Raw genomic sequence first — 12234 nt, forward strand, 5'->3', positions numbered from 1 at the left:
GAAAAGTGTAATTCAAAGTCCATTGTTTGATTTTTAAAATCAAACAACAAACTTTTTTCATTCCCTTTTCAACTCAATCCGCCATTATTATTAACAGCTAACTGTTTGTCCCTCAATTATTATTCATGCGGTGGCCCTGGGGTTGGGAGGGGGCCTATATTTTTTTACCTTTATCACATGCAATCCTCCACCCCATTAGCCGAACGCCTCCGCCCTACTTCGCTCGATAATTATATCGGGCAAAAGCATTTGGTGGGCGAAGGAGCTGTGCTGCGCAAGGCTATTGAAACAGGTATCATTCCCTCCATGATATTCTGGGGACCACCGGGGGTTGGGAAAACCACTTTAGCCAATATTATCGCGCACCAGTTCAAACGGCCCTTTTACGCCCTTAGTGCCATTAACTCGGGCGTAAAGGATATACGCGATGTAATTGAAAAAGCAAAAGGACAGAATTTTTTTGGAACAAATATACCGGTGCTGTTCATTGATGAAATTCACCGCTTCAGTAAGTCTCAGCAAGATTCATTGTTGGGAGCTGTTGAAAAGGGCGTTATTACATTAATAGGTGCGACAACGGAGAATCCGTCATTTGAAGTTATATCCGCCCTTTTATCGCGCTGCCAGGTTTACATTTTAAAACCCCTGGATAAAGATGATCTTATTCACTTGTTAGATATTGCCCTTTCAACTGATGAAGTTTTAAAACATAAAAACATCAAGATCACTGAACATGAAGCATTGTTGCGGCTTTCCGGAGGTGATGGACGTAAATTGTTAAATGTTCTTGAATTAGTTATTCAGTCAATTGGCACTGAAACAATAGAGATCACCAACGAAAAGGTGATGAACATTGTGCAGCAAAACCTGGCCATGTATGACAAGGGCGGTGAGCAGCATTACGATATTATTTCAGCATTTATAAAATCGATCCGGGGCAGCGACCCTAACGCGGCGGTTTATTGGCTGGCCCGGATGATAGAAGGCGGCGAAGATCCGTTATTCATCGCGCGCAGGATGGTGATACTGGCCTCTGAAGACATAGGTAATGCCAACCCTACCGCCTTGATCATGGCCAACAACTGTTTCCAGGCTGTGAACGTGATCGGGTATCCTGAAGCAAGGATTATTTTATCACAGTGCGCTACTTATATGGCATCGTCGGCAAAAAGCAACGCGGCTTACGAAGCCATTAATGAGGCACAGGCCTTGGTAAAACAAACAGGCGACCTGCCAGTACCCCTGCATATACGTAACGCACCCACCAAACTTATGAAAGAGCTTGGTTATGGCAAAGAATACAAATACTCACACGGTTACGAAAACAATTTCAGCGAACAGGAATATTTACCCGACCAGGTGAGCGGCAAAAAACTTTATGACCCTGGAAATAACGCGCGTGAGAAAGAGCTGAGAGATTATTTGAGGAAGATGTGGGGTGAGAAGTATGGATATTGAACTCACCCTACCCTCTCCTTTGGAGAGGGCTTATATGATATATGCTTAATTTTAAGTTAGACCATTATAGTGGTGCAAGGTGTTGTATTATATGTTTTTCTTGGTTGGACTCCACCCTCGCACTCTACTCCACTTGCTAGTAACGAAAGAATTATTACAATAATTGTCATAGTTTTACTTTTGGTTTTAATTTTTGCATCAAGCTTTTACAACAAAAAAAACAGAAAATGAATTCGTATATTAGTCGGAATAAACTCATATCATGAGCCTTAAAAACCGCATAATCGAAATACTAACCGAACAAAACCACACCTACGCTCAATTGGCTGAATACATAGGTCTTTCCGAAGCCGACCTCGATTTTGCGCTTAATCATAACAGTGTTGATATACGTACCCTCGAACTTATTTCGAAAGCTTTACGCATATCATTGTATACTTTCTTTAAAGAAAGCGGCGATCTTTCAGCTACCGCCCAACAGAAATATTATTTTGACCTGTGGTCGCCTAACGAGGCGCGGTTAAAGGAAGACATTGTAGAGCTTAAAAAACAAATTGAACTACTCAAAGTTCAGTTAGCCGAAAAAGACAAAATTATTGCCGAGACTTTAAAAAGGAAGTGATTCTGATTTCTTAATTCGTAGGCTTATAATACTTCATCGCCTGCGGTAAAAATGCCCTGATATCTTTAATACGTGTCTGATCACTCGGGTGAGTGCTCAATATCTCTGGTGGCTTTTGTCCGCCGGCAGAGGCTGCCATACGCTCCCAAAAAGCGGGAGCCTCACCTGGGTTATAGCCGGCCATTGCCATAAAAACGAGGCCGAGTTTATCCGCTTCCGATTCGTGTTTACGGGAATAAGCCAATGTACCAAGCGTACTTGCCACACCATAAGACTGATTAAAGATATCCTGCGTTGGCCCCGATTTGGTTGATGTGGCAACTGCCAAACCTATTCCGCCCAATTGAACCAATAAACCCTGGCTCATGCGTTCATTTCCATGCCGTGCAATGGCGTGGGCTATTTCATGACCCATCACAATGGCCAAGCCGGTTTCATTTTGTGTAACAGGCAAAAGACCTGTATAAACAACCACTTTGCCTCCGGGCATGCACCAGGCATTAACCGTTTTATCGTCAACCAGGTTAAATTCCCATTTAAAGCCCTGCACCCTGCTTGCGTATTTTTTATTGGCGGTCATATACCGTTGAACAGCTTTGGCAATATTGTCGCCTACTTTTTTAACCAGTTCGGTTTGGGGATCAGCGTCAGGCACTCTTTTATTCTTATTCAGGAAATCCCGGTAACTTGTCAGACTCATTGACATCATTTCAGATTCCGGCAACAGATGCATTTGTCTTCTACCTGTAATAGGCACACGGCTGCACGATACAAACGAAATAACCACTGATAAAAAAATTATTATTCTCTTATTCATTTTATTATTCAATTTTAGCTGTTAAACCTCTGTCCAGTAAAGCTACACATATTGATTCGAGTTCTTCGTACAAACCCCGTTTCACCGCACATTTTCCTTTGTAGTGTACCAGGTATGTGCATTGTTCTGCCTGAATTTCATCATGGCCGCATATCTTAATAAAACATTCGATAACAAAATCAAAAGAATTCACATCATCATTATAAACAATGAGTTCCCTGAGCTTTTCCGTTTGCAATTTGCGATCGGTTGAAACCTTTTCTTCGGTTTGCATCAGTATGTCGTTAAGCGTGATCATGTTCTGCTATTTATTTATAAGTTGTTTTGCCTCGTCCAGGTTCATTCGTTTGTCTTTATTGTACGCAACAACAAAGGCATCCGCGATCCCGCTGCTTACCAATTCATTCTTCGTTGTAAGCGCTTCTTCGTAAGTCTTAAATTTACCAACTGAATAGATGGTCATTCCGGCTTCATCTTTATTTACATTAACGCCTTTGGTTGCAATCGATAAAAACTTATTGGCCATTTCAATAGGCACTTCCGATTTATACGCACCTACCTGCACCTTAAACACAATGTCCTGTGCCAAAGCTGAAGAAGACGTGTTTTCACTTTTTACGGTTTCGGTATTCCCGTTCGCTTTCGGACGCTGTACAAGGTCAGTACCGGTTGCACGTTTTCCATCCTTGTACACAATTATGAAGGCGTCCCTGACACCTCTTGCAACAATGACACCTTTGGCTTTTGTCGCTTCAGTGATATCGGTATATGCTCCTGAAGTATAACGGATAAGTCCGTTCTTCATTGTCTCAGTATACAAAGATCCGATATTAAATAATTGGGCAGAACTTACCGGCTTGGAATATACGCCAACCTGTACAGTATAAACTACACCTGATACCGTAGCTATATCCGTGGTTTTGGCAATTGAAGTCTCCTGGCTGCTGATTTGTGTTTGAGAATTATTAGTATTTACACCTGTATTGTTTTTCTGAATTACAGCAGACTCTGTGACGTTAGTTTGCGCAGGTGTATTTTGTGGTATTGTATTTGAAGCGACTTCAGGCACTTTACCTCCATTCACCATCGCCATCGCTTCTCCATATGATATACGCTTACCATTGTAAAAGGCAACAACAAAAGCATCCCTGTATCCGATGGCTTGTATCCTGCTCTTGGCTGCATTTGCAGGTGACAGATCGCGGAATAAGCCGGCTGTATAACGTATAAGACCACGCTGAGTTGTTTCTGCAGAGATGGGGTTCATACCCCTGAACGCATCCTGGGCGATAGGGTTTTTGAATGCACCGATCTGCACTTTAAATACAAGTCCTTCCGGTAATTTCGGGTCAATTGGTATCGGACGATCATTGGTATAAACTGTTCCATTGCTGACTTCAAAGCCCTCTGCCAGCGCGTTAATTATCATTGAACCTGATTTTATCGCCGGTTGTTTTGCCGTTTTTGGAACGCTGAATTTTGCTTGTGTAGCTGTCTGTTGGTTATCAGCAGCGGTGCTTACAGGAATATCTTTCGCATTATAGGCGGCAATAATTTGTTTGGATTTATTATCATCCAATGTCTCAAGGAATGATTCAGATTCTGTCAACTTAGCAGCAGCCACTTCCTCCGCGTTCCTGGCAAGAATTTTTGCCGAGTCCGCTTTTTGCTGATAAAAGGTAACTTCTCCTTTTATGCTTGCTACTTTTTGAGCCAGCTCATCCGGTACAGGGGTGCCTTCCGGAACTTCATCAACCTGTTTCAGGATAGGATCAGCTTCTTTTCTTTTAGCGTCCGCTTGCCTTTGATAATCAGCCGCGGAACTATGGTGTAGTTTGGCAATCTGCAAAGAAGAGTCTGATTGCGCCCTCACATCAACATAATGTCCGTACTCCCTTGTATCCTGTACCTTTCGCACTTCTTGCTGGGTAACAGGAACATTGGAAGACGTTTCCTCAGCTGCCTTTTTCTGATCAACGGGCTGTTGCTTATTCTCCGCAGTTTGTTGCTGATCGCTTGAAGTCTGTTTTTCCTGAGTGTCCGCAGCAACAGGAGTGGTTGCTTTTACTTTAGCTTCCGAAGTGCCTGGGGCAGTTGTATCGGATTTTATAGTTTGAGTGGATTCGTCTTTTAATTTTGTTGTGCCATCGGGCTCTGCCTGTGCATCATTTTTAGTTGTTGCTGCAGGGGTTTCGGATTTAACTGAAGGTTCAGTTGATTTAACAGTATTGTTTGCCGTCTGCTCATTCGTATTTGTTGTTGCAGGTGTTACCGTTTCAGTCGGTTGAGCGGCTGTTGTTACTGTATTATTCGCGGGCTGCGAATTGTTCGTGGTTGTTGTATTGGAAACCGTTACAGGAGTTTCCTCTGGTTTAAATTTAGAATAAAGCTCAGCTGATTTGGCCTGTTTCTCAAAAGCAATTATTTCCTTCTGTTCTGCCTGATCAAGGTATTCCTGTTTAAAATCATAAGATGGATAATTGGCAGCTTTCTCCCGCAACTTTTTAGCTTCTTCGAAATAAAATTTAGCTTCGTCTCTTACCATTTCAGCCATCAGCACATCATCGGCCTGGTTATCCCCTATTGCTTTTGATTGAGTTGCCAGTTGCTCGTCTTTCTTCCTGAATTCTTCTGTTTTTATTTTAGCCGTAATATCAGCCGCCTCCTGTTGTTTTTGCACAGCCTGCACTGCTATAACCTCTGCTTTTTGTATGGCTTCATTCCGTTCATCCGGATCACTCATCGAAGTGGCCTCGTCCCGGAGTGTCATTGCCTGTTCATTAAGATCTTTACTTTCTTTAGCCTTTTCAGCCGCACTATTGATCAATTCAGTATTCGAATTCGACGGCACTGAGGACGCTGTATTCTTAACATTTTCACCTTCTATAGAAGCTGGACTTTTTGTTGTATCCCTAATATCACCGGAGGATGACGAAGTTTTCAGCTTTGTTGTATCTTCAGCGATGTCCTTAATTTCGCTTTTGATAATTGAACTTGTTCCGGTATCGCCTGTTTTGTTTACAGCTAACTGATCGGAAGTCTCAGGAACAGAATCATTATTGTTTGACTTAATAGACTTTTCAGAAGAAGTATTGTTAACAGGATGACCGGTAGAAGTAGTTGACTCCTTAACTGTATTCTTTGCTATTTCAGTAGTTTCATTTTTGGCTGAATCTGAATTAGCAGCTGACACGACACCAATTGCAGTTCCTGAAACAGCTGCTTTTGCCTTGGCTTTACTCCGATCCGACAGATCCTGTTTTTCTTTGGCTTCAACTTCCATTTTGGCGATTGTTTGCACCATCTCCTTTTTAGCTTCTTCATCTTTTATTTCAGCCAACTCCGTTTTTTTCGCCTCTACATCCCTGCTTATAGAATCGGACCAGCTTTTGTAATAGGTTGCTTTTGTCGTTTCACGCGTATAATCATCATTGATCTCATTGGCTTCATCCAGCTTCCGAATGTATTTTTTGTCGTAGCTCGGGACAGGTTTTACTGTAATCGCTTTATTGTACTGCTCTGGTTTTATATTATTTGCTTCAGCGGTTGTATCCGTCACGGATTTAGTTTCAGAGGTGGTTGTTTTATCCGGTGATCCTGTTTCGGTGGATGAAATAACTGCATCAGTAGTTGGCACAGCGATATCACTCATCCTATAACCATTAACCTGCTCCTGTAGTTTTTGCTTATCAATGGAAGAAACATTTACAGGAGCCTCACCACCTGTTTTGATCTGGCTGATCATACCACTTACAATCTCCGCTTCATTCTTTAAATTATCGGCTTCCTTTTGCAGCACAACTGCTTTCGCATCTGTTTCCACTATCTCAGCCTGCTTCTTTACTTTCTCATCCTGCAGATCTTTAATTTGTCCTTTCAAGCCCTCCTTAAGCTGTTCGTTCTTCGAGGTAGCTGCTGTCTGCTCCAGATTCTTTATTTCCGTGTCAATATTATTTATGTCTTTGGCAAGTGAAAGAGATTTCTCCTTTGTGCGTTCCACTTCCTTCTGCTTATTATCCGCATCGAGTTTGATGCTGCTATATGCATTGTCGGCACCCTTAGGTTTTTGACTCAGGCTCTCCAGTCGCTTTTTCTGCTCTTCAAGCTGAGTCAATGCGGCGCCTGAGTTTTTCGCTTTTGCGGCCGCATCCAGTTCTTTTGCATAATTAAGCGACAGGTCAGCTTCATCCTGCTTAGCTGCCGCATCAGCATCAAGCTTTTTGGCCAGGTTGAACGCGGCCACGGTCTCACGGGATATCCTATTCCCTTCCTTTTTCTTCTCCTCCGCTCCTGCAACATCACTTTGAGCAGCGGCCTCATTGGCTTCCTTATACTTCAACTGCGCTTCTTCGTTCTTTTCATTGGCATAGTTCAATGCCAGGTCTGCCTGGTTCTTCAATTCTTTGGCTTCTTTCTGAATATCTTCCGCATCATCGTAGGCTATCTTTACCAATTCAGCATTTGTAATACTTGCGGAAGTTTTTGCATCGACCGGTGCAGTAGCTGTTGATGCCGAATCCTTTTTGGTCTCTTGTGTCGCGGCTGGCTGCGGATCCCTGAACATAGCCTCATTTGCGTTCACATCCATCTTAGCCTTTTCCTTAATGAAGTTAAGTGCGAGCAGATAATTATTGTCGTCAACTGCCTCATCAAAGAAGTTTTTCACTAAAAGTTTATCAGTCCCACTTTCATAATTCATTTCCTGTTTGAATGGTTTGAATACACGCTGAGTTGGTAATACAACAACTTCCGATTGCGTTTTGGAACCTTCGGTCTCAACCGTGAACAGTAATTTACTTCCACCAGGAACATTCATGCTGTATTCTCCGGTCTGTGGATCGCTGTTAAAAATGCCAACCAACTCTCCATTGTCGGCATTCTTCACTGTTATTTTCGATTTTATAAATTGTCCATCAGCATCTTTTCCCATAGTACCGTTGATCACTGCTATATCAACCGGCTTACGATCGGTATTGATCCTGTAAACATCGATCATGTTATTCGGGCTGGTACGCTTCGATGAAAAGTAAGCCGTCTTCTCCAACGAATCGGTCACGAACATAATATCGTCATCTGGTGTATTGATTGAAAAATCCATGTTCACCGGCTCCGACCATGTTCCGGACTGGGCATTCCACGTCGATTTAAAAATATCATAGCCACCCATACTGTTATGACCCTTTGAGCAGAAATAAAGTACTCTTCCGTTCGGATGAAGAAAAGGATAATCTTCATCCACATCTGTATTAATAGTTGGGCCCAGGCTGGCCGGTAGACTCCACTCCCCACTATTGAGCTTTGTTACCATATAAATGTCTTTCCCATTCTTGCCATCGGTTCCGTAACTTGAATAATATATCTGGGTATTGTTTTTAGCGAGATAAATAATAGTTTGTTCTTTCGCTTTTTTATCAAGGGATGATTGAAAATCCTCCGGCTTAATAAGCAGCTTACCTCCAATGCTGCTCAGGTCGTATGAACGAAAAAATTCCTTATCACTTAACTGCTTTTTTTCAAGCACCTGCAGGTCAGTGATATTTTTAAGCAATGTTTTACCATTCCTGCACATATCAATCTGTTTATCGACCTGTAATTTTTTTTGCTGATAGGAAGACGCCTCCTTTTTAAACCGATTGAACGCCACGATAGCATCATCAAAACGATAGTTCATGTGGTAGGCCTTACCCAAAAAAAAGAACACGTCTTTCTCTACATCGGGCTGTTTGGCGGCATATTCAAGATAGCTGATCGGCTTTTCTTTGTTCTCGCTGGTATACAACATACATATACCAAAACGATAATTATAATTCGGGTCTTTAGGATATACGCTCAGAAGCTGCGAGTATAAAGGATATGCCTCAGCATACTGTTCGCTATCGAAAAGTTTTTTAGCTTCCTTTTTTAGATCTTCTTCAGAAGTAAAAATGGTTTGCGCAAACACAGTGCTAAAACAAAGCACAGTTAGTAAGAGCAAAAGAAATTGGCTATTTTTTATCGTTCTTCTCAACACAATAATAAATTGACTCACAAATAAGATGCAAAAATGAACTTTTTACATAAAATCAAACAGGTAAAGGTAAATGTTTTTAGGCAAAAAATGCTATTTATGGAAGGATAAATGGCTAACAATCAAAAGTTTATAAGATTGTTTCAGGAAGTTTTTCTTTTAATGAGAGGTGATTTGGATTCTTCCCGTTTTATAAGGCGTTCGATATTTTTTTGATGGGTAATGAGTACAAGTACAGCTATGACCATTGAAAATATGACCAATGAAGGAATGCGCGTTTTAAAAACAACAATTACAATTATTGGAAATGTCAGAGCAGCCGTTATTGAACCGAGGGAAACATATTTTGAAACCAGGAACACAACAAGGAACACAGCAATTGACATTAATGCAGCATAAGGATGCACTGCCAGGATAATTCCAAGTAGTGTAGCTATCCCCTTTCCTCCTTTGAAAGCAGCGAAAAGCGGAAAAATATGTCCGAACAAAGCCGCAACTCCCAATACCAGCTGCAGGTTTACAAATTGAACAGAACCCGGAACAAGTTCGGTCAAATAGGGCAGCTGAACAGCAGCAAAACCTTTCAAAATATCGATCAGCAATACAGGCATACCGGCTTTTTTACCTAACACCCTGAATGTGTTAGTGGCCCCCGCATTTCCACTCCCATATTCGCGGACATCAATACCGTAAAATATTTTACCGATCCAGACCGCCGACGGAATTGAGCCTATCAGATAAGCAATAATAAGCGATATTATTTGCAATGTTTGTGTCATGCTGTTTATTCTTCTGCTCCTCCTGCAGATGAACGTTTAAGGAAATCGTCTTTTTTACGGATAGTAGATAAATTAAACGCATATGGCGCAGTTCCACGTTCGGTTTTTAATTCACGTTTATCCGGCTTAAGCTCTTTAATAACAGTGTTAAAATTATCCAATGAAGAAAGCGCCTGCATCAATCCCCTTGTATAGTTAAAATAATACCACGTACTGTTATCACCTTCAAGGTAAATATTAAGAATATCCCCTCCCCTTTTCTTTACCAACTCCACTCTTCCGGTTACATATTTATTAACCTGGTTCTTCTGTATGTTGCCAATGCCGATCTTCCCCTGTGATAAATAGGAACGGGTGCGTGGGTTCCAGCGCATCTTCAGTTCAGTCAGGAATATTGTTTTCTTCAACTCATCCGGAAATTTTTTGAACGAACCATAAAGGTTCACCTGTGAAATTAATTTATCGGCCTTTTCCTTACCAAGCATCTCCCTCAATCCTTTCTCATAGGTTTTTCTCGAAAAATCCGTAGGTTTCAGATCAGCAATAGCATTTAACGCATCGCTCATTTTGTCCAAAGCGCCGTCATCGAAGAAAAAATCAACTGTCATCATGAGATCGAAAGAAGTGGAATCAGGTATCTGGAAATGCTCAGCGTTTCCGACTGTTTCAATTTTTACCTGACCAAAATCTGTTCCCATGCTTACCCTTCCTTCTCCGTATGTTATACACTTATCTATATTCATACTGACATAATTTCCACCAAGGTTTCGCTCAACGAGCTTTTCTTTATTGGATATTCGATATTCTTTCGAGGCTTTATCATAAAACAAAAATCCTTCGGCACGCAAAACTGCAGAATCGCTTCTGCCATATTTTCCCGAAAGAAATGTTGAATAAATATGAGTGGAGTCGTTACTCAGCATTATGCCTGCTCCGAGCTTATTTCCTTTGTCATCAACAGGATCCTTTTCCACCGGAATTAATATCTTATTCGGATCAACCTCAGTGGAGAATCTGAACCATGTTTTTTTAACAGCCTCACACGCGTGTTGTATGCGGGTAACACCTGTGAATGTAAGAAACTGATTGGTCGCCTGCAGTTTCACCTTACCTTTGTATTCAAAATTCGGACTTAGCATAAAACCGGTTGAATCTTTTATTTCTGTTTCGGCATAAGTCTGATGAGTTGTATCAACAGTAATATTGCTGAAATAAATAGGCTGTTTCTTTTTTAATTCATCAACATAATCATACGACCCTGACCCCGAGTAACTCTTTCGTGAGAAAATATTGACGTTGGCTCCATAAATATTATGATACTTTGTCACAGAGTTCGCCAGTATTTTCGCATTCTTTAATGTTTCCATTGCAGCTTCCTTGCGAATCACAACTTTTCCCGAATCGGGCGACACACGGGCATCAGCCACATTGATGTATTTAACATCCATTGCTGTAATAATGTATTTTTTGAGATCGTATTTAGCGCGGGGAGCATTGAATCTTAAGGAGTCCTGCTTCGGATTGGTTGAAATAAATTCAGGACCCTGCAGATCGAGGTCGTTGGCACCTGGCTTATCTCCGGTACCAAGCTCTATGTCACTTCTATCCATATACCATTTAAAACTTTCCATAAAACAAACGTATTGATTAACAGGAAATTTCACGATCGAACCTTTGCCATTACTCTTAAACTCTCCGTCTCGTTTAATGAAATCTATATGCGCATTTACATTATTTGTAGAGAATGCAAGAGCCGATTCTTCAAGGGACTGGAGCCTGAAATCAGCGGTATCAGAATCAAATGAATTTTGTTTGAATTTAATATTGAGCGCTTCCAGTTCGGCCTTTTGAAAATTTACCAAACCACGGCCGGATAACAATTCCGGTGTCAGATCATAACGTCCCTTAAATGTTGCCTGTCCGTTATAAGTGGCGAATGGTTTCTCGCGTGAATGCGCCTGCATCACATCCTTATATGGTATCCAGTGAATATAAGCACCCTCACCCATCACCTGTGGGAATTCAATTTTCCCCTGCTTACTTTCCTTCACATCAAAACTCTGGCTTATACCATTCATTGAATCCGGAAAGAAAATAAAGTCACGCGACTTCGATGTTGAAGTGACATAGTTTATTACCCCGTTACCTCTCAGACCTTCGTGACTGAGCATAATTGTATCATTAAACTTCGCTTTCCCGCCGTATAAAGCGAATCCTTCAGCAGGCGTGGACCGACTGAAACCAAGCGAATAATCTTTTTGTAACCTTAATGGTTCTTTGAACTGGGGAAAAATACCGGACGAAACGAATTCGCCAGCAAAAATCACACCCTCGTTCGAAAAGTTATCCAAACTGTCAATTGTAAAGGGTTCGAGGTGGAAATAAAATTTATCCCTGGAATATACACCCGACTGGACGGATTTTTTCTGATAATAAACATAGGAATCTTTTGCACTGTTGAATACAGGATACTTGGAATAGCTCTTATAGCCCGACTTGTTTTTAGGATGGTCGATCAGCAGGTCACCGTTAATATGTTCGATCACTGATT

At 41.4% G+C, this 12234-nt stretch carries 7 protein-coding genes; 2 read left to right on the forward strand and 5 right to left on the reverse strand.

Going from position 1 to position 12234, the window contains the following annotated elements; all coding sequences use genetic code 11:
* The first annotated feature begins 177 nt into the window (after nt 1-177).
* Entirely contained in the window at nt 178-1458 is a 1281-nt protein-coding gene (locus HYU69_05480; GenBank protein MBI2269794.1) for a replication-associated recombination protein A, read from the forward strand.
* A gap of 262 nt (nt 1459-1720) precedes the next feature.
* On the forward strand, nt 1721-2080 hold the full coding sequence (locus HYU69_05485; GenBank protein ID MBI2269795.1) for a hypothetical protein: 360 nt from the start codon (nt 1721-1723) through the stop codon (nt 2078-2080).
* A 10-nt stretch (nt 2081-2090) separates the two neighbouring features.
* Here HYU69_05485 and HYU69_05490 read toward each other — a convergent pair whose 3' ends face one another.
* From HYU69_05490 to HYU69_05510, 5 genes are all read right to left on the reverse strand, one after another.
* Nucleotides 2091-2897: a M48 family metallopeptidase gene (locus tag HYU69_05490; GenBank protein MBI2269796.1), complete on the reverse strand. Its 807-nt coding sequence runs from the start codon at nt 2895-2897 to the stop codon at nt 2091-2093.
* Nucleotides 2898-2901: 4 nt separating this feature from the next.
* Nucleotides 2902-3171 (reverse strand): ATP-dependent Clp protease adaptor ClpS, encoded by a 270-nt coding sequence (locus tag HYU69_05495; GenBank protein ID MBI2269797.1) that lies wholly within the window; start codon nt 3169-3171, stop codon nt 2902-2904.
* A 30-nt stretch (nt 3172-3201) separates the two neighbouring features.
* Nucleotides 3202-8871 (reverse strand): PD40 domain-containing protein, encoded by a 5670-nt coding sequence (locus HYU69_05500; GenBank protein MBI2269798.1) that lies wholly within the window; start codon nt 8869-8871, stop codon nt 3202-3204.
* Nucleotides 8872-9047: 176 nt separating this feature from the next.
* Nucleotides 9048-9683: a glycerol-3-phosphate 1-O-acyltransferase PlsY gene (plsY, locus tag HYU69_05505; GenBank protein ID MBI2269799.1), complete on the reverse strand. Its 636-nt coding sequence runs from the start codon at nt 9681-9683 to the stop codon at nt 9048-9050.
* Between the two features lie 5 nt (nt 9684-9688).
* Nucleotides 9689-12234, reverse strand: a 2546-nt coding sequence (locus HYU69_05510) for a hypothetical protein (GenBank protein MBI2269800.1), incomplete at its 5' end; no start/stop codon positions are given.

It is taken from the genome of Bacteroidota bacterium, from assembly GCA_016183775.1.
Taxonomy (GTDB): Bacteria; Bacteroidota; Bacteroidia; order JABDFU01; family JABDFU01; genus JABDFU01.

Coding starts and splice junctions, on each gene's coding strand:
- HYU69_05480 (MBI2269794.1), top strand. CDS start 178: ATGCAATCCTCCACCCCATTAGCCGAACGCCTCCGCCCTACTTCGCTC.
- HYU69_05485 (MBI2269795.1), top strand. CDS start 1,721: ATGAGCCTTAAAAACCGCATAATCGAAATACTAACCGAACAAAACCAC.
- HYU69_05490 (MBI2269796.1), bottom strand. CDS start 2,897: ATGAATAAGAGAATAATAATTTTTTTATCAGTGGTTATTTCGTTTGTA.
- HYU69_05495 (MBI2269797.1), bottom strand. CDS start 3,171: ATGCAAACCGAAGAAAAGGTTTCAACCGATCGCAAATTGCAAACGGAA.
- plsY (MBI2269799.1), bottom strand. CDS start 9,683: ATGACACAAACATTGCAAATAATATCGCTTATTATTGCTTATCTGATA.